Origin of the sequence: Pseudomonas sp. MF4836, assembly GCF_002018875.1 — a bacterium.
Taxonomy (GTDB): Bacteria; Pseudomonadota; Gammaproteobacteria; order Pseudomonadales; family Pseudomonadaceae; genus Aquipseudomonas.
The window spans coordinates 590969-610486 of the sequence record NZ_MVOL01000003.1 but is presented as its reverse complement, the minus strand read 5'-3'; the positions used below and the strand labels follow the sequence as shown (position 1 = coordinate 610486).

General features: G+C 59.8%; 24 protein-coding genes. 7 read left to right on the top strand and 17 right to left on the bottom strand.

Going from position 1 to position 19518, the window contains the following annotated elements; all coding sequences use genetic code 11:
• Positions 1-10 precede the first annotated feature (10 nt).
• The 3 genes from MF4836_RS09565 to tsaA all read left to right on the top strand — a co-directional run bounded on the left by MF4836_RS09565 (position 11) and on the right by tsaA (position 2148).
• Positions 11-478 (top strand): DUF1456 family protein, encoded by a 468-nt coding sequence (locus MF4836_RS09565; protein WP_020296542.1) that lies wholly within the window; start codon positions 11-13, stop codon positions 476-478.
• Between the two features lie 130 nt (positions 479-608).
• Positions 609-1379 (top strand): SDR family oxidoreductase, encoded by a 771-nt coding sequence (locus tag MF4836_RS09560; RefSeq protein ID WP_078470120.1) that lies wholly within the window; start codon positions 609-611, stop codon positions 1377-1379.
• 73 nt (positions 1380-1452) lie between these two features.
• Positions 1453-2148: a tRNA (N6-threonylcarbamoyladenosine(37)-N6)-methyltransferase TrmO gene (tsaA, locus tag MF4836_RS09555; RefSeq protein WP_078470230.1), complete on the top strand. Its 696-nt coding sequence runs from the start codon at positions 1453-1455 to the stop codon at positions 2146-2148.
• A 67-nt stretch (positions 2149-2215) separates the two neighbouring features.
• Here the strand turns inward: tsaA and fpr are convergent, their stop codons facing one another.
• Positions 2216-2995: a ferredoxin-NADP reductase gene (fpr, locus tag MF4836_RS09550; RefSeq protein ID WP_003443014.1), complete on the bottom strand. Its 780-nt coding sequence runs from the start codon at positions 2993-2995 to the stop codon at positions 2216-2218.
• Between the two features lie 135 nt (positions 2996-3130).
• On the opposite strand from fpr, the gene MF4836_RS09545 reads away from it, so the two are divergent.
• Complete coding sequence (locus MF4836_RS09545; protein WP_078470119.1) at positions 3131-4057, top strand: LysR family transcriptional regulator; 927 nt, start codon at positions 3131-3133, stop codon at positions 4055-4057.
• On the opposite strand, the gene MF4836_RS09540 is transcribed toward MF4836_RS09545, so the two are convergent.
• Together MF4836_RS09540 and erdR are read right to left on the bottom strand one after the other, a co-directional pair.
• Positions 4054-4416, bottom strand: a complete 363-nt coding sequence (locus MF4836_RS09540) for a diacylglycerol kinase (RefSeq protein ID WP_078470118.1) — start codon at positions 4414-4416, stop codon at positions 4054-4056. The genes MF4836_RS09545 and MF4836_RS09540 overlap by 4 nt on opposite strands.
• A gap of 77 nt (positions 4417-4493) precedes the next feature.
• Positions 4494-5144: a response regulator transcription factor ErdR gene (gene erdR, locus MF4836_RS09535; RefSeq protein ID WP_020296547.1), complete on the bottom strand. Its 651-nt coding sequence runs from the start codon at positions 5142-5144 to the stop codon at positions 4494-4496.
• 239 nt (positions 5145-5383) lie between these two features.
• Here erdR and MF4836_RS09530 point away from each other — a divergent pair, with 239 nt between their 5' ends.
• Positions 5384-6295: a DMT family transporter gene (locus MF4836_RS09530; RefSeq protein WP_078470117.1), complete on the top strand. Its 912-nt coding sequence runs from the start codon at positions 5384-5386 to the stop codon at positions 6293-6295.
• Here the strand turns inward: MF4836_RS09530 and MF4836_RS09525 are convergent.
• Positions 6267-6989 (bottom strand): tRNA-uridine aminocarboxypropyltransferase, encoded by a 723-nt coding sequence (locus MF4836_RS09525; RefSeq protein WP_078470116.1) that lies wholly within the window; start codon positions 6987-6989, stop codon positions 6267-6269. The two genes, MF4836_RS09530 and MF4836_RS09525, sit on opposite strands and share 29 nt — an antisense overlap.
• Positions 6990-7177: 188 nt before the next feature.
• Between MF4836_RS09525 and MF4836_RS09520 the strand changes: the two genes are divergently transcribed.
• Positions 7178-7603: a PA3611 family quorum-sensing-regulated virulence factor gene (locus MF4836_RS09520; protein WP_020296550.1), complete on the top strand. Its 426-nt coding sequence runs from the start codon at positions 7178-7180 to the stop codon at positions 7601-7603.
• A gap of 578 nt (positions 7604-8181) precedes the next feature.
• The gene (locus tag MF4836_RS09515; RefSeq protein ID WP_078470115.1) at positions 8182-9300 is read left to right on the top strand and encodes an LOG family protein; all 1119 of its coding nucleotides are present in this window, start codon (positions 8182-8184) and stop codon (positions 9298-9300) included.
• Between the two features lie 43 nt (positions 9301-9343).
• Here MF4836_RS09515 and recX read toward each other — a convergent pair whose 3' ends face one another.
• The 13 genes from recX to MF4836_RS09450 all read right to left on the bottom strand — a co-directional run bounded on the left by recX (position 9344) and on the right by MF4836_RS09450 (position 19485).
• Entirely contained in the window at positions 9344-9808 is a 465-nt protein-coding gene (gene recX, locus MF4836_RS09510; RefSeq protein WP_078470114.1) for a recombination regulator RecX, read from the bottom strand.
• Between the two features lie 8 nt (positions 9809-9816).
• Entirely contained in the window at positions 9817-10869 is a 1053-nt protein-coding gene (gene recA / locus MF4836_RS09505) for a recombinase RecA (protein WP_020296553.1), read from the bottom strand.
• An 83-nt stretch (positions 10870-10952) separates the two neighbouring features.
• The gene (locus MF4836_RS09500; RefSeq protein WP_078470113.1) at positions 10953-11453 is read right to left on the bottom strand and encodes a CinA family protein; all 501 of its coding nucleotides are present in this window, start codon (positions 11451-11453) and stop codon (positions 10953-10955) included.
• Positions 11454-11536: 83 nt separating this feature from the next.
• Positions 11537-12073, bottom strand: a complete 537-nt coding sequence (locus tag MF4836_RS09495; protein ID WP_078470112.1) for a lysis system i-spanin subunit Rz — start codon at positions 12071-12073, stop codon at positions 11537-11539.
• Positions 12055-12618: a glycoside hydrolase family 19 protein gene (locus MF4836_RS09490; RefSeq protein WP_078470111.1), complete on the bottom strand. Its 564-nt coding sequence runs from the start codon at positions 12616-12618 to the stop codon at positions 12055-12057. The genes MF4836_RS09495 and MF4836_RS09490 overlap by 19 nt, the downstream gene beginning before the upstream one ends.
• A 47-nt stretch (positions 12619-12665) precedes the next feature.
• Positions 12666-13025 (bottom strand): tail fiber assembly protein, encoded by a 360-nt coding sequence (locus MF4836_RS09485; protein ID WP_078470110.1) that lies wholly within the window; start codon positions 13023-13025, stop codon positions 12666-12668.
• Positions 13022-14803, bottom strand: coding sequence for a phage tail protein (locus tag MF4836_RS09480; RefSeq protein ID WP_078470109.1), 1782 nt, complete (start codon positions 14801-14803; stop codon positions 13022-13024). The genes MF4836_RS09485 and MF4836_RS09480 overlap by 4 nt, the downstream gene beginning before the upstream one ends.
• Positions 14804-15304: 501 nt before the next feature.
• The gene (locus MF4836_RS09475; protein WP_238596138.1) at positions 15305-15727 is read right to left on the bottom strand and encodes a phage tail assembly chaperone; all 423 of its coding nucleotides are present in this window, start codon (positions 15725-15727) and stop codon (positions 15305-15307) included.
• 10 nt (positions 15728-15737) lie between these two features.
• Positions 15738-16910, bottom strand: coding sequence for a tail fiber protein (locus tag MF4836_RS09470; protein ID WP_443217307.1), 1173 nt, complete (start codon positions 16908-16910; stop codon positions 15738-15740).
• Between the two features lie 50 nt (positions 16911-16960).
• Positions 16961-17560, bottom strand: a complete 600-nt coding sequence (locus MF4836_RS09465; protein WP_020296562.1) for a YmfQ family protein — start codon at positions 17558-17560, stop codon at positions 16961-16963.
• On the bottom strand, positions 17548-18588 hold the full coding sequence (locus MF4836_RS09460; RefSeq protein ID WP_078470108.1) for a baseplate J/gp47 family protein: 1041 nt from the start codon (positions 18586-18588) through the stop codon (positions 17548-17550). Before MF4836_RS09460 ends, MF4836_RS09465 begins: the two co-directional genes overlap by 13 nt.
• Entirely contained in the window at positions 18578-18976 is a 399-nt protein-coding gene (locus tag MF4836_RS09455; RefSeq protein ID WP_020296564.1) for a phage GP46 family protein, read from the bottom strand. The genes MF4836_RS09460 and MF4836_RS09455 overlap by 11 nt, the downstream gene beginning before the upstream one ends.
• 2 nt (positions 18977-18978) lie before the next feature.
• On the bottom strand, positions 18979-19485 hold the full coding sequence (locus MF4836_RS09450; RefSeq protein ID WP_078470107.1) for a phage baseplate assembly protein V: 507 nt from the start codon (positions 19483-19485) through the stop codon (positions 18979-18981).
• Positions 19486-19518 lie beyond the last annotated feature (33 nt).

The window sequence follows — 19518 nt, the reverse complement described above, 5'->3', positions numbered from 1 at the left end:
ATTGCACACCATGATTCATAACGACGTACTGCGCAGCGTGCGCTACATGCTCGACATCAGCGACAAGAAAGTCATCGAGATCATCAAACTCGGCGGCATGGACGTGGCCCTGGCCGACCTGGTGACCTACCTCGACAAGAAAGAGGAAGACGAAGAAGGCTTCGTCCGTTGCCCGGATGAAGTCATGGCGCACTTCCTCGACGGCCTGGTGATTTTCAAGCGTGGCAAGGACGAAAGCCGTCCGCCGCAGCCGATCGAAGTCCCGGTGACCAACAACATCATCCTGAAAAAACTGCGGGTGGCCTTCGAACTCAAGGAAGACGACATGCACGCCATCCTCAAGGCCGCCGAGTTCCCGGTGTCCAAGCCTGAGTTGAGCGCGCTGTTCCGCAAGTTCGGCCACACCAACTACCGTCCGTGCGGCGACCAGTTGCTGCGCAATTTCCTCAAGGGCCTGACCCTGCGCGTCCGTCCCTGAGCACCTCGGAGGCGGCTGACTACGGTCACCGCCTCCGCGCATGACGCCGTATTCCCTGTAAAAATAGTGGCTCCGCTGCACCCGCCTGACGACTAGGGTAACCCCTTACTCCAAGCCCTCAGGACTCGCCATGCATCCCTACTTCTCCCTGCAAGGCCGCACCGCCCTGGTGACCGGCGGCACCCGTGGTATCGGCAAAATGATCGCCAAGGCCTTTGTCGAGGCCGGCGCCAGCGTTTACGTGTGCGCGCGCGATGCCGAGGCCTGCCGGCAGACCGCCGAAGAACTCGGCGCCCTGGGGCAATGCCGCGGGCTGGCTGCCAACCTGGCCACCGAAGAAAGCGTGCAGCACTTGGTCGCGCAGCTGGAACAGGAGGTCGCTCAACTGGACATCCTGGTGAACAACGCCGGCACCACCTGGGGCGCACCGCTGGAAAGCTACCCGGTCAAGGGCTGGGAGAAGGTCATGCAGCTCAACGTGACCTCGGTCTTCACCTGCATCCAGCAATGTCTGCCGCTGCTGCGCAAAGCCGGCTCGGCGCAGAACCCGGCGCGGATCATCAATATCGGCTCGGTGGCGGGCATTGCTTCCTTTGGCGAACAGGCGTACGCCTACGGCCCGAGCAAGGCTGCCCTGCACCAGTTGTCGCGGATTCTGGCCCGCGAGCTGGTCAGCCAGCACATCAACGTCAATGTGATCGCTCCGGGGCGCTTTCCGAGCAAGATGACCCAGCACATCGGCAACGATGAGCAGGCACTGGCGGAAGACACCGCGCTGATCCCCATGGGGCGCTGGGGACGCGAAGAGGAAATGGCCGCGCTGGCCATCAGCCTGGCGAGTACCGCCGGGGCCTATATGACCGGCAACATCATCCCGCTGGATGGCGGCTTCAGCCTCTGAAGGAGCGGCGTTCGCGGGCGCTGGCCGCCGGGTGCGCTATCATGCGCGCCTCACCCGGCCTCGACCCCTGACCATGACCTACAGCGTTTCCCCCATCGGCTTCGTGCGTTCCTGCTTCAAGGAAAAATTCGCCATCCCGCGCCAGCCACAACTGGCCCCGGCCGCGCGCGGCGTGCTGGAGTTGGTGGCGCCATTCGATCAAGGCGACGCGGTCCAGGGCCTGGAGCAGGTGAGCCACGTGTGGCTGCTGTTTGTGTTCCACCAGGCGCTGGAGGACAAGCCACGGCTCAAGGTGCGGCCGCCGCGCCTGGGCGGCAATAAATCCATGGGGGTGTTCGCCACCCGCGCCACCCACCGCCCCAACGGCATCGGCCAATCGGTGGTCAAGTTGGACAGAGTTGAAGCCGGCCGTCTGTGGATCTCCGGCATCGACCTGCTGGACGGCACGCCGATCCTCGACATCAAGCCCTACGTGCCGTACGCCGACATCATCGACAGCGCCCACAACAGCATCGCCAGCACCGCACCGCAACTGATCCCGGTGCACTGGGCCGACGAAGCGCTGCAACAGGCTCATACGCACGCTCAGCGCCTGCAAGAGCCCTTGGTCGAGCTGATCGAGCAGTGCCTGGCCCAGGATCCGCGTCCGGCTTATCAGGCACCCACGCCGGAACGCCAGTACGGCGCGCAATTCTGGGACCTGGACGTGCGCTGGCATTATCCGGAGCCGGGCCTGATTCGGGTGCTGGAAGTGGTCCCCGCCGCCTGAACCGCAGAAACAAAAAAGCCCGCGCTGCCTTCTCAGGCAACGCGGGCTTTTTAGTGGAACGAGGCGCTTACTTCTCGACGAAGGCGCGCTCGATCAGGTAATCCCCCGGCTCGCGCATACGCGGCGAAACCTTGAGGCCGAAGCTGTTGAGCACTTCGCTGGTCTCGTCGAGCATGCTCGGGCTGCCGCACAGCATGGCGCGGTCGTCCTGCGGGTTGATCGGCGGCAGGCCGATGTCGCTGAACAGTTTGCCGCTGCGCATCAGGTCGGTCAGGCGGCCTTCGTTTTCGAACGGCTCGCGGGTCACGGTTGGGTAGTAGATCAACTTGTCACGCAGCGCCTCGCCGAAGAACTCGTTCTGCGGCAGGTGCTCGGTGATGAATTCGCGGTAGGCGACTTCGTTGACGTAGCGCACGCCGTGGCACAGGATCACTTTTTCGAAACGCTCGTAGGTTTCCGGATCCTGGATCACGCTCATGAAGGGCGCCAGGCCAGTACCGGTGCTGAGCAGGTACAGGTGTTTACCAGGCTTCAAATCGTCCAGCACCAGGGTGCCGGTCGGTTTTTTGCTGATGATGATCTCGTCGCCTTCCTTCAAGTGCTGCAGTTGGGAAGTCAGCGGACCATCAGGAACCTTGATGCTGAAGAACTCGAGATGCTCTTCCCAGTTAGGGCTGGCAATCGAGTAAGCGCGCATAAGCGGGCGGCCGTTGGGTTGTTGCAGGCCGATCATCACGAACTGACCGTTCTCGAAGCGCAGGCCCGGATCGCGGGTGCACTTGAAGCTGAACAGCGTGTCGTTCCAGTGGTGAACACTGAGGACACGTTCGTGGTTCATGTTGCTCATGTACGGGGAACTCCTGGAAAGTTGTCTGCGCAAGCTCAGTGCACAATGAGCTGAGCACAATTGCATAGCATTCTAATGGCGGCGACAATATCTGTTAAATGGATTATTAAGATAAGGGTTATCGGTTATATCGATATGCGATTTACTCTCCGTCAACTTCAAGTATTCGTCGCCGTTGCCCAGCAAGAGAGCGTGTCTCGCGCTGCCGGGTTGCTGGCCCTTTCCCAATCCGCCGCGAGTACCTCGATCAGTGAGCTCGAACGGCAATCGAGTTGCCAATTGTTCGACCGCGCCGGCAAGCGCCTGAGCCTCAACGCCCTGGGCAAACAGCTGTTGCCGCAAGCGGTGGCGCTGCTGGACCAGGCCAAGGAAATCGAGGACCTGCTCAACGGCAAATCCGGCTTCGGCTCGCTGTCGGTGGGCGCCACCCTGACCATCGGCAACTACCTGGCCACCTTGCTGATCGGCAGCTTCATGCAGGTCCATCCGGAAAGCCAGGTGAAGCTGCATGTACAGAACACTGCGCATATCGTGCAACAGGTCGCCCACTACGAAATTGATCTGGGTCTAATTGAAGGTGACTGCAGTCATCCTGATATCGAAGTCCAGACCTGGGTCGAAGATGAGCTGGTGGTGTTCTGCGCCCCGCAGCACCCCCTGGCCAAACGCGGGCACGCCACCATGGAGGAGTTGACCCAAGAGGCCTGGATCCTGCGGGAACAGGGTTCAGGTACGCGCCTGACCTTCGACCAAGCAATGCGCCATCACCGTAGCGCACTGAATATCCGCCTGGAACTGGAGCACACCGAGGCCATCAAGCGCGCGGTGGAGTCTGGTTTGGGGATTGGCTGCATCTCTCGGCTAGCCCTGCGCGATGCCTTCCGCCGTGGCAGCCTGGTGCCGGTGGAAACCCCGGACCTGGACCTGGCCCGGCAGTTCTACTTCATCTGGCATAAGCAGAAGTACCAGACCTCGGCCATGCGCGAGTTCCTGGAGCTGTGCCGCGCATTCACAGCTGGCGTGCAACGCAGCGACGAGATCGTGCTGCCGAGCATTCCCTAGATCAGGATCACCGCCCATACGGCGGCAATCATGCTCAGTGCCACGAACTGCGCGGCGCTGCCCATGTCCTTGGCGTTTTTTGACAGGGGGTGGCGATCCAGGGAAATCCGGTCGATCGCCGCTTCCACCGCCGAATTGAGCAGTTCGACAATCAGCGCCAGCAGACAGACCGCAATCAGCAACGCGCGCTCGACCCGGCTGACGGACAGCAAGAAGCTCACCGGAATCAAAATGACGTTGAGCAGCACCAGTTGACGGAATGCGGCTTCGCCAGTGAAGGCGGCACGCAAACCATCGAAGGAGTAGCCGGAGGCGTTGAGGATGCGTTTAAGACCGGTTTGACCCTTGAAAGGCGACATAAGGTAGGCAACTGAGCAAAAAAAGAAGTGGGAAAACTAGTTCAACAAGAGTCAAAAAAGCGTGAACAAACCGACCATCAGTGGCTGGAAATTGACTCAAGTTGTTGCAGGAGCAAGGCGGCCTGGGTCCGGGTACGCACCCCGAGCTTACGGAAAATGGCCGTGACGTGGGCCTTGATCGTCGCCTCCGATACGCTCAGCTCGTAGGCAATCTGCTTGTTCAGCAACCCTTCGCAGACCATGGTCAACACCCGAAACTGCTGCGGCGTGAGACTGGCCAGGCCCTCGCTGGCGGCCTTGGCTTCGGCAGAAACGCTGACCTGTTCAAACGCCTGCGGCGGCCACCAGACGTCACCGTCGAGCACGCTGCGCACTGCTTTCTGGATGACTTCCAGTGGGCTGGATTTGGGAATGAAACCGCTGGCACCGAACTCACGGGAACGCACCATGACCGAGGCTTCTTCCTGGGCCGAAACCATCACCACCGGGATTTGCGGGTACTGACCGCGCAACAGCACCAGCCCGGAAAAACCGTAGGCACCGGGCATGTTCAGGTCCAGCAGCACCAGGTCCCAGTCGGCCTTCTCGCTCAAGCGCGATTCCAGCTCGGCGATACTCGCCACCTCCACCAGCCGCACATCAGGGCCAAGGCCCAGGGTCAGCGCCTGATGCAGTGCACCACGAAACAGTGGATGGTCATCAGCTATCAGGATTTCGTATGTGGCCATTTTTCAAATGATCCTGTTTTTTATGGCTGAACCGATGCATTCGGTCCTCACCAAAACAACACAGATGCGCGCCAGAATGCGCCATCTGAAAACAGCACGATCAACGCCAAGAGCCCGGGAAAGCGGCGTTTCAAACTTCGGTCGCGCCCTAATCGGCGCCAAGCATGCCCAGCGAAGCCGGGGTGGTCAAGTTCCAAGCTTTGCGGCATCGTAGCCGGCTAACTAATAAGAGAGCCATCATGCGAAGCCGAGCCTTGCGTGCCGATGTCCTGATGCTGGTCACCGCCATTATCTGGGGCTCGGCCTTTGTCGCCCAAACCACGGGCATGGACCACATCGGTCCTTTCCTTTATTCCGGCCTGCGTTTTGCCCTCGGCTCGCTGTGCCTGCTGCCCTTGGTGCTGCGCCGCCAGCGCGGTGAGCCCAAGGCTGAGCCACTGCTGACCCGAGGTCTTTTGCTCGGAGGCAGCCTGATGGGCCTGGCCCTGGCTCTGGGCATCAACCTGCAACAAGTCGGACTGATGTTCACCAGCGTCACCAATGCCGGCTTCATCACCGGGCTCTACGTCATTGTAGTGCCACTTCTGGGGCTGCTGATCGGGCAAAAGACCGGGTTGGGTACCTGGCTCGGCGCAGTGCTGGCGGTGGTGGGGATGTTTCTGCTGAGCGTCAACGAGGGCTTCACGGTGGCCTCCGGGGACTGGCTGCAGTTGATTGGCGCCTTTGTCTGGGGTGGGCACGTGGTGCTGGTCGGCATATTCGCCAGCCGTCACGACCCGATTCGCCTGGCCTTTCTGCAATTCACCACCTGTTCGGTGGTCAGCCTGATCCTAGCCCTGTGCCTTGAGCCCATTGAATGGACCGCGATCATCGCTGCCGGCCCGGCCATCGTGTATGGCGGGGTGATTGCCGTGGGGATCGGCTACACCCTGCAGGTGATCGCGCAAAAGGACGCGATCGCCTCCCATGCGGCGATTATTCTGTCGCTGGAAGCGGTGTTCGCCGCCATTGCCGGCGCCTGGCTGCTGGATGAGTCCCTGCAGATGCGCGGCTATATAGGCTGTGCGCTGATGCTCAGCGGCATGCTGGTGGCGCAACTCTGGCCCAGAAAGCCGCAACTGCTTAGGGCGCAGACGGCAGAAAGGGCTTGAGCCGGTTATGGACCTCATCATCGGGGTCGATGACCAATTGATACTTGGCCGCCAGATAATGAGTGCTGAACACGTCCAGATAGGCGTCTAGCACCTCACTGGCAAGCGGGTCCTGGGCCAGTTCCAGGCATAACGCGGCCACCTCCGCAGTGCAAAAGTGGTCGTCGCGCTTGGAGCGTCGCAGTTTATAGCGCGACAGTTGCTCGGGCTCCAGGCTGAGCACCGGCAAGTGTTCCAGGTACGGGCTCTTGCGAAACATCTTGCGCGCTTCGCTCCAGGTCGCGTCCAGCAGAATAAACAGTGGGCGCTTGCCTTCTTCCAGGCGAACTTCGCTCACCACCCGCTCCGGCGCCACGAACTCCCCCGGAAAAACGATGTACGGCTGCCATTGCGGATCGGCAATCAGCGCCAGCAACTCGGGATCGACTTCGGTCCGCGACCATGGGAACGCGCTGGTCTCATCGATCACGTCAGCGATCAGCCAGCCGGTATTGCTGGGTTTGAGCGGCTCCACATCATGCATCACCAGGCACATGGCCGATCTGGCCGAGACCTTGGGCCGCCAGGCACACATGCAATGGGAGGGAATAACCCGGCAGCCGGGGCAGCGTTCGGCCCGCGAACCTCGTGCAACGAAGGGTTTGACGGCACGGGCCAGGCGCTGGGCGCGCAAACGGGAAACAGCGTGGCTCATCGCAAGCAGCCCCGGCAAAGCAGAAGAATCGACACGAAAAGCACTCGGCAGGGTAAAAGTCGCGCAAGTTTATCAGAGCTATCTGCGCAAACCTGTACCGCCTTCCCAGCACTCCCCTATAATTCGCGCCACTGAACGCACAGCCCAGCGGCTGGTCGAAGCATCAGTCACTGCACCAGGAGAGTTTCATGTTGCGCTTTATCGTCCCCACCGTTGCCCTGCTGCTGGCCCTGCCCTTCAGTGCCCAGGCTGCGTCGTTGCAAGACTTCGAACTGAACAAAACGCTGCAGAAAGTGGCTGAAGAAAGCAATGTCGGTACCCCCCGGGAAGTTAACGAGAACATCCTGGACCAAGGCTACACGGTTGAAGGTAAAGAGCTGATCAACCACCTCAGCGTGCAAGCCGACCACGCGGCAAAAATGCGTGAGAACCCCAAAGCGGTGTATCTGCAATTGGGCGCCAGCGTTTGCCGTAACCCGAACTACCGCAAGTTGATGGCCAGGGGCGCGATCATGCGTTACGAATTCACCGAGAACCGCACCAATCGCCCAGTGGCCTCGGCGCGCTTCCAGGAATCCGACTGCCCCGCAGCCACCCCCGCCAAGAAAAAGTAATTACCCACTGACTGGCGCAGCTGCCGATCATCGATCCGCAGCTCGACCGGCAAGCCTGCAGCTGACGTACACGGCGCTTCCATCCAGCAAGCGCCGCCGATGCCCTTGATGCTCGATGGCATCGGCCCTCAAGCTGACGACGACCGAGTTCTCCTATCCCTCTCTGCCATACCCCTCTGACGCTGACACCTGCATGTCTTGTTTGCGCGATAGGGTGCTTATCTGCTCATAGCGGGTTGGCGGCTCACATTGATCTGTCGCTGCATCACCTGGCAAACGCCAATATCCTGTTGCCAGGCAAGACTTTGTGGGCACATGATCGAGTCATTCAGAGCGTACTGCCGTTAACTGTCCCGGGCAGTTGGAGGAGCCCGATCACGTCTTGCCGTGCAACTGTTGTCTCAAACAAGGAAAAGCAGAATCGGTATTCATGACTGCTCGTCAGGCCACTCAGTGACGGCCACGACCAGTCAGAAGGCTCAGGCAAAAATCTGGGCGAATAGCGACACATGCCGTGTCGTGGCGCTGGTGAATACCTCGCCCGTGCCGAAGGTTCTGTGCAGAAGGAGAAGTTTTTAATGCCTTATGAACCGAGTGACCTACTCAGCCGTCATTTTCAAAACAAGGGTATCGACCTCACTAGCAAGGTCGAAGAGCAACTCAACCTGATTGCCCCCAACAGCCCGAATATCCCTCTTTATCGCGACATGATCCTGACCGTGCTACGCATGGCCCAGGATGACCTGAACCGCTGGAACGCCAAAATCACCTTGCAGGCCCTGCGCGAACTCGAGCATGCATTCCGCGTGCTGGAACAGTTCAAGGGGCGACGCAAAGTCACGGTATTCGGATCGGCACGCACGCCGATCGAACACCCGCTCTATGGCATGGCCCGGGAACTGGGGGCCGCCCTCGCCCGCTCCGACCTGATGGTAATCACCGGCGCCGGCGGCGGCATCATGGCGGCAGCCCATGAAGGTGCGGGCCTTGATCACAGCCTGGGGTTCAATATCACCCTGCCCTTCGAGCAGCACGCCAACTCAACGGTCGGCGGCACCCACAACCTGTTGTCGTTCCACTTCTTCTTCACGCGCAAGTTGTTCTTCGTCAAGGAAGCCGATGCACTGGTGCTATGCCCTGGCGGTTTTGGCACCCTGGATGAAGCCCTGGAAGTCCTGACCTTGATCCAGACCGGCAAAAGCCCGCTGGTGCCAGTGGTACTGCTGGATGTTCCCGGAGGCAGTTTCTGGCAAGGCGCGCTGGACTTTCTCCAGCAGCAACTGGAAGCCAATCATTACATCCTGCCCACCGACATGAAGCTGATGCGCCTGGTGCACAGCACCGAGGAGGCAGTGGCAGAAATCAACCAGTTCTACGCCAACTTCCACTCCAGCCGCTGGCTGAAGCATCAGTTTGTAATCCGCATGAACCACAAACTCAGCGATGAGGCACTGGAGCAGATGCAGGCCACCTTTGCCGATTTGTGCCTGAGTGATCACTTTCATCAGCATGCCTACAGCGGCGAAGAGCACGACGAACCCCAGTTCAGCCACCTGGCGCGCTTGGCATTCACCTTCAATGCTCGCAACAACGGTCGCCTGCGAGAACTGATCGACTTTATCAACCTGCCGGAAAACTGGGCCAATACTCAGGCCAAGACGCAACATCGAGTCAGGGAGCCGATCAAGGTCACTTGATCAGCACGTGGTGGCCCGAACCTTTCAGGGCAGGGCCACACTGTCAGTCATCTGATCGACCGCTGAACAAGCGGTTGATCAACTCCATCGAATACCCCCGATAACTCAAAAAGCGCCCCTGCTTGGCGCGCTCACGGGCATCGATCGGTAAATGGCCGGAAAACTTGCGGCGCCAGACATCCTGCAACTGTTCTTGCCAGTCGATACCCGACTCACGCAAGGCCAGTTCGATATCGCCGCGCTGCAAGCCACGCTGACTCAGCTCTTCGCGGATACGCAAAGGGCCGTAACCAGAACGAGCACGGTAGGAGACAAAACTTTCGAGGTAACGAGCTTCGGAGAGCAGGCCATCCTCGGTCAGACGGTCAAGTGCTTCTTCGATCATTTCGGGAGAGGCGCCGCGCTGACGCAGTTTACGCGTCAGCTCGACTCGACCATGCTCGCGTCGCGCGAGCAGGTCCATTGCAGTTCGCCGCACCGCGACGAGGGTATCGAGTACGGCGGTCATTGGCTCAATCAGCTATCAGCATCAGCCAGGTCAGCAACGCTTTCTTTGGCTGGCGAAGCTTTGACATCTGGAGCCGGGGTCAGCAGCTTGTCGCGAATCTGCTTCTCGAGGGCTGCCGCGATATCCGGATTGTCCTGCAGGAACTTGGCCGAGTTGGCCTTGCCCTGGCCGATCTTGTTGCCGTTGTAGGCATACCAGGCGCCGGACTTCTCAACGAAGCCATGCAGCACGCCAAGATCGATCATCTCGCCGTTGAGGTAGATGCCCTTGCCGTAGAGAATCTGGAACTCGGCCTGACGGAACGGCGAAGCCACCTTGTTCTTCACGACTTTGACGCGGGTTTCGCTACCAACGACTTCATCACCCTCTTTAACCGCGCCGGTGCGACGGATATCCAGACGAACCGAGGCATAGAACTTCAGCGCGTTACCACCGGTGGTGGTTTCCGGGCTGCCGAACATCACGCCGATTTTCATACGGATCTGGTTGATGAAGATAACCAGGCAGTTGGCGTTCTTGATGTTACCGGTGATTTTACGCAGCGCCTGGGACATCAGACGGGCTTGCAGGCCCACGTGCATGTCACCCATTTCGCCTTCGATTTCAGCCTTTGGTACCAGAGCGGCTACGGAGTCGACGATGATCACGTCAACAGCGTTGGAGCGCACCAGCATGTCGGTGATTTCCAGAGCCTGCTCGCCGGTATCCGGCTGGGATACCAGCAGGTCGTCGACGTTGACACCCAGCTTGCCGGCGTACTCAGGGTCCAGGGCGTGCTCGGCGTCGACGAATGCGCAGGTGGCGCCGGCTTTTTGAGCCTGGGCGATCACCGACAGCGTCAGCGTAGTTTTACCGGAAGATTCCGGACCGTAGATTTCAACGATACGGCCTTTTGGCAGACCGCCAATGCCGAGCGCGATGTCCAGACCCAGAGAGCCAGTGGAAATAGCCGGGATCGCCTGACGGTCCTGATCGCCCATACGCATTACGGCACCCTTGCCGAATTGACGTTCGATCTGACCCAGGGCCGCAGCCAAGGCTTTCTTCTTGTTGTCGTCCATTAAAGTCCTCACGTAATCAATAAGGCCTGACGGCCAACACCTGTATAAGTAGCCAGTATTATTCCACAGCGCTTGAGGATCGCCTACCCCTGATTTGAGATTTCTACCGCGGCATGTTGCAGCAGCCCCTCTAGCGCGGCCTTCACCGTTTGTCGGCGGACCTCATCCCGGTTACCGGCGAAGTGCCGCAGCTCACTGACCAGCGTCTCTCCCGCGCCCCAGGCGAGCCAGACGGTGCCCACCGGCTTCTGTGGCGAGCCCCCGTCCGGCCCGGCCACCCCACTCACCGCCACGGCAAAATGGGCCAGGCTTTTATCCTGGGCGCCGCGCACCATGGCCTCGACCACCTCGCGACTGACCGCGCCCACCGAAGCGAAAAGCTCGGCAGGCACTTCCAACTGCTGGGTTTTCTGCCGATTGGAATAGGTGACATACCCGGCCTCGAACCAGGCCGAGCTGCCGGGAATGCGAGTGATGGCTTCGGCAATTCCGCCGCCGGTGCAGGACTCGGCCGTCGTGACATGGGCATTGAGCACCTGCAGACGCCTGCCAAGTTCAGCGGCGAGTTGGGTGATTTCTTTCACGGAGGCTTCTCCTGATGGGGCGGGCAAGTGAGTTACCGTACACCAGCAGGTTGCGCTTGCAAGACACAGTCTGGATCAAAATGTCAGTGGAGGATTGCCCTGACATACGCCTGGCATGCCTGCAGGGCAATCAGTCCGCGGTCTCCGGCGTCGGTGATGGCGATAATTCGTTGAGCATGCGCCGGGTCAAGTCGGGCTCGTGAGCCTGCATGAACCAGGCCGCCGCTGGTGGCGGAGGCAGGCACTGCGCAGCCGGCGCGTGGATCGTCGGCGTCGAGTAGGACTGACAAGCGCAAATCAGCAGTGGCAAGGCGATCGCGCAAGCGACCTTGATCACGTTGTGCATCGGTTAATGCTCGGTAATGAACTTGCTCGATGGCCTGCAGCTGTTGCTCCAGCACCAGGCGTTTATCCTGCTCGGCGCGCTGTTGCGTTCCAGCCGACAGGGCCAGTTGATCCAGGGTCTCACTGTGCAATCGAGCCTGTTCTGCCAATTGCCCGGCGTAACGCCAGCCCTGAATACGCCAGGCCAACGCCGCCGAGCCGCCGGCCACCACGGCCAACAGCACGACAACACTTAGCACCCGATAAGTCGCGAGGTTCAGACCGAGGGCTGGCATAACACCGCCCTCGCTCGAACCCAGAGCTGCAAGCGATCCTGCAGCCCATTCAAGCCGCCATTGATGCGGCGGGTAATGCTGTTGAACTCGTCGCGATCGGCCAGGGCATTGAGCCCGCCCTGTTCCCAGAACCAGGCCGCTGACTCGGCGGCCCATTGCGGCTGCTCCAGCAGTTGTGGCAACTCCAGCAGGCGCTCATCACCGAACAGCGCCAGGCTGCAACGACGATAGTTGCTGCGCCCGGTGACCTGGATCAGTCCGCGCCCACGAAAACGCTGGCCATCGCCATCGGCTTCGGGGGTATTACCCAGCCGCGCCGCGAGAGTACCGGTGTCGTATTTGCTCAGGTATTGATCGCTGCCCAGTTCACGCACGTATTGCAGTTGCCCGGATTCATGACCGATCTGCGCAAGAAAGGCCGCCTGGCGCTTCGGCGTATCGATCTGCCGACGGGCCATGGCAGTGTTAAGTGGAGAAACAAAAACGCCCGCTTGGCGGCGGGCGTTGGGGAGGATTTGTTGCAGTTGTTGTTCGGTGATTGGCATGAGTGAGGTTCGAGTCTCGTAAAAAACGCCCCGTCAGTACGGGTCGCTTAGAGGTTTGGAGTTTCGTCGGGTGGGACCGGCCAATCAATCACCTGGGGAAAGCCATCCTGTTTATCGATCCGGTTGAGGGCGATACGGTATTGTTTCCAGAGTTTTAGAAGAGCCACTTCATCCGGCACGTCCTCACCCTCTTCGACCGCATCCTGTAACGGCCCCATCTTATTTGCGGCAACGGCCAGTAGCCGGTCGCGAGCTTCCCTTGCTAGCCTATCAAGCTCGTCAGCGGAAAGAGGGAGTGCGACGGGGTCAGGTGGTGTCTGCGGTGTATACCACTCGTCAGCACTAATATCCTCGACACCAGAAACAGCGCGCCAACCTTGACCATCATTTCGTACTGCATAGCTCATAGACTTTCCTCCCAGCCATGCACCTTAACGACGCAATCTGCCGTGTTCGATATAAAGTAAATACTGGCGCTTTCAAGCAAAAATCTGCTAGGAATGAGCGCATTAAAATAGGTCTGAGCCGCTTGACTCATAAAAGCAAAGCAATTGTTTTGATCTAAAGCCGGAGAAGGCCCAACTCCAATTGCCAAGGATGGAACAGCTGAGCGAATCGACACACCAATGCTGAAAGCTGTGGGTGGCACAAAAGCGCCCACGGCAGCAGGAGTAGCAATAAACGACGTGCTACCTGACGCAATAACGGGATAAGTCAGTAGATTACTCGAAGCAGCAAGCTTGTACTGAACAGACTTTCCTGCTTGAACGAACGACAATGGAAACTTGTTAACCGTCGCATCGGTAAAGAAGGAGCCCACACGCATCACAACATAACCCGCCGGCAGAACAGGCTCATATACAAAACGCAGAACCGTGTTCGCAGCTGTAGCGTTCGCAATCGTACTGACAGTAATCTGGCTTGCAGAATCCACCGATTTTATAAACACACCTGGCGGAAAGCTTGCACCACCAAGGCGCATCCCTGCGCGCATGGAAGCAGTGCTGGCAATGCCCGTAACCACTGAAGAACCAGCAGTAGTAGTACCCTGAATAACCGGCATCAGCGCAGCAATACCTGCCACTTGAGCGCCATTGGTCACAACCCATGAGCTATACCAACTTGAAGCCGCCAGTGAGCCAACATCAAGACCATTCAACCCCTGTGTTTGAAGGTTGATGTTCACATCTACGCCATTCAAGGCCTGCGCGGTGGCGCCACTTCCGACAATAAGGCCTGTAGCCTTGACGGAGATAATCGCATTGGTGCCAGTAGCGGAAACTACCAATCCTTTATGGACGCCAAAACCGGACAATGCTCGAAGCTTCTGCATCTCCAACACTAGCGCCGCTACATCGACCTGGCCCTGATTGATAGGGGCGTTCCAGGCCTTGATGCACCACATGACCGCTAGGTTGCGTGGACGGGTTTCTGAAGCGGTTCGCGGCGAACCATCGACGCCGTTATTAATTGCTTCTCGTACTCCGTTTGTTGTTGGATTTCCCGTTCCAAAACGAGCGAGGTAGTCACCTGTGGTTCCGCCAGTCGAATATGGTCTAGCTGTATCGGCTGCGCTAGCGTGGTAGTGCCCCTGAAATGCATCCGCCTGCCAACTGCCAATAGCCCGGCCAAGATCTACTCCACGCCCATGATCCCAACCACGCAAAAACTCCCCGCGCGACTCCGGCAACCGGAAGTTGCCCGCCCCTTCGCCACCGGTATTGAACGTAGTCCCCAAATACGCCGCCAGATCCGGCAACGCCGCAATGCTCTGCACACTGCCATCCACCTCCAGGAACCCCGCCGGCACCGTCCCTTTGGGAAACGGCACCATGGCTCCCACCGGCAACGCCGACATGTTCTTCAGCAGTGCTTCGATCTCGGCTTTGGTGTAGGTCACCGACTTGGTGTAAGCATCGGTAATCCCGTACTCCGCCAATGTCGTCCTGATCTTTTCCGGTGGAATGGAGTCTTTGACGATCGCCTTGATCGCCGCCAATAGCTGGTCATGCTCGGCCTCGACCGGCTCATCGCCGCCGGCACGAATCACGTTCAGCAACTCATCGGTCACCGCGTTGCCCCACTCGGAGGAAATCAGTGATCCGACCTGGCCCGTGATCGGGTTCTCGTCGACAAACTTGCCATTCACCAGCCCAACGCTGGGTACACTTTTTGGGTAATCCACTCGTCTATCCCCTAGTCATAATTGATGTACACCTGCATAAGTGCGGATGTAATGCGATGAATCAGGCATTTCAGGGCGCTGCCTTGGTTAGTGCCAACGGGTTTTCCCAATAGCGAGCGCCAATACGTCGGCCCATTTACAGGCGGCCGCCGGTGTTGAGGGTCCACATGAAGTGCTCATGCCAGATTCCAAAGTGCGCGTTGCTGAAACATGAACGTCCAATGCGCGTAGGAATCAGTTCAGCAATGCTTGCCTTGAAATAGCTTTGGCTGCGGGCGTTTTCCACAAAGTTGAATACAGTTGAAGTCGTTACGATCAAACAGGGTGTTGAGTGAGCCTGGCTCCAAATCCCGACGACAGAAACGGCAGCCCATTGAGCCTATAAATACTCGTTACCGAAAAACGTTAGGCTGCAAGGATGCTGTGCCCGGCGATCTGGATCAGCCAACGGCCCGTGGCAGTGTTGAGCGGAGAAATAAAACGCCCCGTTATCCGAGGCGCTTACTCGTTCAAATCAGATAACCACAAAGGTGCAATCGGACGGTGCGAGCAATCTGGAAAGTTGAGAGATTGCGGCCAATCCCGTAGCGCCTGCATGTACAACAACAACTGTTTGAACTGTTCGGCCGAAAGCGTAGTAGCGACTTCGATTTCCAATTGATCCCGGTGCCGATCACGCAGCCACACCAAAGTCGACAACACTTGATCGCGCCATACGCGTTCATTTTCAGTCAACTGCTCGACAGTGGGGCCTGGTGCAGCAATTGCGACAGGGAAACCATCGGCATCTGGCGCCAAGACCTTGCCCATCGACTCCTGTGCAAGTAACGCGTTGCGCATGGCTTCAGTGATTGGATGCCCGTCGTTATCGGACAGCGAGAAACCAAAACGGCCTAAAGACTCAATCCATTTTGCATAAACCATAACTTACCCCTTAGTTTCCGATTACATGCCACTTGAGCACCGCGCCCAGCGAAGACGAAGCGGCTGCGAGCGAGAACCCTGCTACTGACGTCGCAGTTACGGTCTCGTAGTGCCCGGCATATGCAGCATTGCTATTAAAGTTATTCAACTGCACTGAGAGGTGGTGAATGTTTGTCGGAAACTGCATTGGAAATGTCACGCTAGCTGCCGTCGTTGTACCCCACTGAAGAACCCACCCTCCTAGCCAAGTGGGGAAGGCAACAAACCCCGTTGCTGCAAGGCTGATTGAGAAGCCCAATCGCAGTTTTTTTGGTGTCGCGATTGTGCTGTCGTCATTACCAGCGTTCATTTGGAGCTGAGTCGCAACCTTCGCTGTCCCCTGACTGACCTCTGTGGCTTGGGCCGCCAGTCGAGCAAGTACCGCGATATCAATATTTCCCTGATTGATCGGCGCGTTCCAAGCCTTGATGCACCACATCACTGCCACGTTGCGTGGACGGGTTTCAATGCCGCCAGCGACACCCGTCACCGTTACCTGGCCTTGATTGCCTGCTGACCATGCGTTACCGCCGGTACCGGGGGTCGAATTCAGCATAATTGCCGGCGAGTTCACATGTGTATGGTTCCTGAACTCGTCAGCCTGAGAACTGCCAATCGAGCGGCCGGCGTCAACACCGCGACCATGATCCCACCCCCGCAAAAACTCCCCACGCGACTCCGGCAAACGGAAATTACCCGCCCCTTCGCCCCCCGTATTGAACGTCGTGCCCAGATACGCCGCCAGATCCGGCAACGCCGCAGTGCTTTGCACACTGCCATCCACTTCAAGAAACCCCGGCGGCACGCTGCCCTTGGGGAACGGCACCATGGCGCCGACCGGCAATGCCGACATGTTCTTGAGCAAGGCCTCGATCTCGGCCTTGGTGTAGGTCACCGACTTGGTGTAGGCGTCGGTGATCCCGTATTGCGCCAGCGTGGTTCTGATTTTTTCTGGTGGGATGGAGTCTTTGACGATGGTTTTGATCGCGGCCAGCAGTTGGTCGTGATCCGCCTCGGAGGGTTGCTCACCCCCTGCGCGAATCACGTTCAGCAACTCGTCGGTCACGGCATTGCCCCACTCGGAGGAAATCAGCGAACCGACCTGGCCGGTGACCGGGTTTTCATCAACAAACTTGCCATTCACCAGCCCTACGCTGGGTACACTTTTTGGAAAATCCACTCGTTTTCTAATCTCTAGTCATAGTTGATGTACACCCGCGTATGCGCCGGTGCACTGCGATGAATCAGGCATTCCAGGGCGCTGCCCGGGTTGGTGCCAAAACGTTCTCCCCAGTAGCTGGCGCCGAAGCGCCGGCCCAGCAGCAGGCGGCCGCCGGTGTTGAGGGTCCACATGAAATGCGCCTGCCAGGTGCCGAAGTGCGCGTCGCCAAAACGCGAGCGACCCATGCGCGGGGTGCGCAGTTCAGTGACGCTGGCGTTGGGGTAGCCCTGGCTGCGGGCGATTTCGACGAAGTAGCTCGCGCGCTGGCTGCCGACGGCCAGCAAGCGGCGGCGCACCGCCAGGCGGCGGTCGTCGAACAGCGGGGTCAGGCCCAGGCAGGGGTCGGGCAGGTTCATGACCTTTTCCCAATCCGGCACCAGTTCGCTGACGCTCGCCGGGTCCATTTCGTTTTGCAGGTCGACGGCGCGGGCGTCGATGCGCGCCAGTTCCTGGGCCACGCCTTGCAGCACCTGCTGCAATTCCGGCAGGCGCTCCGGGTCCCAGGCCGGGCCGCTGGGCAGCAGGCTGCGCAGTTGGCCCTGGTATTGCGCGGCGCTTCTTATTCCAGCCATACACAACCTCCGAACACCAACAGTTGGTTGTTGGCCGCGGGCACATCCTGGGTGGGCGCCAGAAACCGGTGATCGCGCTCGCCGGTGGCACTGCTGATGGCCTCGCTGATGTGGGTCAGCAGCAGGCTTTCGCCAAGCCCGGCTTCGCGGCTGTGCAGGTCGCGCAATTCAGCCTCGACGGCGGCGCGCACGGCGCTGGTGTCGGGGGTCAGGCGTAGCCTGTAGGTCACGGGTTGCATCACCGGCGCCAGCACATAGAGCTCGGCGGTCACCGGGCGCAGCGGTTCGATGTAGGCCTGAACCTGCGCCAGTTGCTCGGCATTGGGGATGGGTTGCAGGTCGTCGTCGCGCATCACAAACAGGCCGACGGTGCCCGGGCCCAGGTAGTTGCGGCGGCACCAGGCACGGGTGATCCCGGCGCATTCCAGGGCCCAGGTCTCGTAGTCGTCAGCAGCGCCGCCATGGGGAATGATGCGGTACGACCGAATCACCCGAGCCCGCAGCGACTCAAGGCTTTCCTCGGCCACGCCGCCACTGACGCCCGGCGCCAGCACCGTGAAGCTGTTGCCGATGCCCTGGATCGGCTGCACCGGAATCAGGCTCAGGCCCTCTTCGGCATTACCAAGGGTGCCGGCGTCCACGGCCTGGATGCTGGTGCTGTTCAGGCCGGCGCTGGTGGTGCGCGCCGCGGTCACTTTGTAACTGCGGCCGTCACTGCTTTGCAGCAGGGTATCGACATCCAGCACGGCACCGGCCACCGCACTGAAGCTGACACTGCCACTGCCGGCCTGGGCCGCTTTGCGCGGCTGGTTCAGGCGCAGCGCGGCGATGCGTTCCAGGGTCGACTCATCGGCCTTGTCCGGCAGGATCTGCTCGGCGATCCAATCCAGGTAGCCATACAGGCCAAAGGCGGCGCCGCTGAGGGTGCGGGCCAGCACTTGCGCATCGGACTGGCGCAGCGCATCGCTGGCCAGGTCGCTTTGGGTGCGCTTGATCAGCACCGGCAGCGAAGGCGTTTCAAACGGCATAGGTCACCTGCCAACTGTGAGTGGGGTTGATGTCCAGGCGCTCGCCATCGGCCAGGGTCAGCACCGTGCGCAGGTTCAGGCGCTGGGCGTCGAGGCGTTCGCTGATGATGTCGATGGCGCTGCAATGGCCGTCGTCGATCAGCCATTGCAGGGCTTCGCGGGCATAGAATTCAGCGTCGAGCTGGGTCTGCCGGGTCAGCTTGACCCGCCGTAGCAACCACAGGCGCGAGCCGATACGGTCGTCGGCGACACTGGGAAAGCTGTCGCCCCACCAGCCGAAACGCTCGTCGTCATCGAGGGCGTCGTCATCGGCGGCGCGGCGCCAGGTAAACAGGCTGATCAGCACCGACCGGGTCAGCGCGGCTTTCAGGTTCAGAGAGGTCAACATACTCAGCCCCCCACCGGCATGCCGGTCTGCCCCGGGCCCGGCTGCACACCAGAATGCACGTGCTGGATCTGGCTGATGCCGCCTGCGATCTGGTCGCCCTGGGAGACGATCTGGCCGCTCTGGGTCAGGGTCGGCGTATCGATGTTCACCGCACTGCTGGCGCGGATGTTCAGGGTCGCGGTGTCGATGTCGATGATCCGCCCGCGCTTGAAGTGGATCTTGTCGCCCTCGTCGGTGTAGATCGCCACCTCGCCCTCGGCCAGGGCCTTGAGCCGGTAGCGACGATCGGCGACCACCAGCACCACGGCATGGGAACGGTCGCCGCCGAGAAAGGTGGCGATGCCTTCAGCCCCGGCCAGGGGGTTGCTGGTAAAGCCGTAGGGTTCGAAATGCTCCATGTCATCGCTCACCTCACCGGCGGTCAGGCGCATTTGCAGCGATTGCAGTTTATTGGCCGAGTTGGCGAGCACGACGGTGCCGCGCGCCAACAGGCGTGTCAGTAGGCTCATGGTGGAATCCTTTGCAGCAGGTCGCCGCGGGTG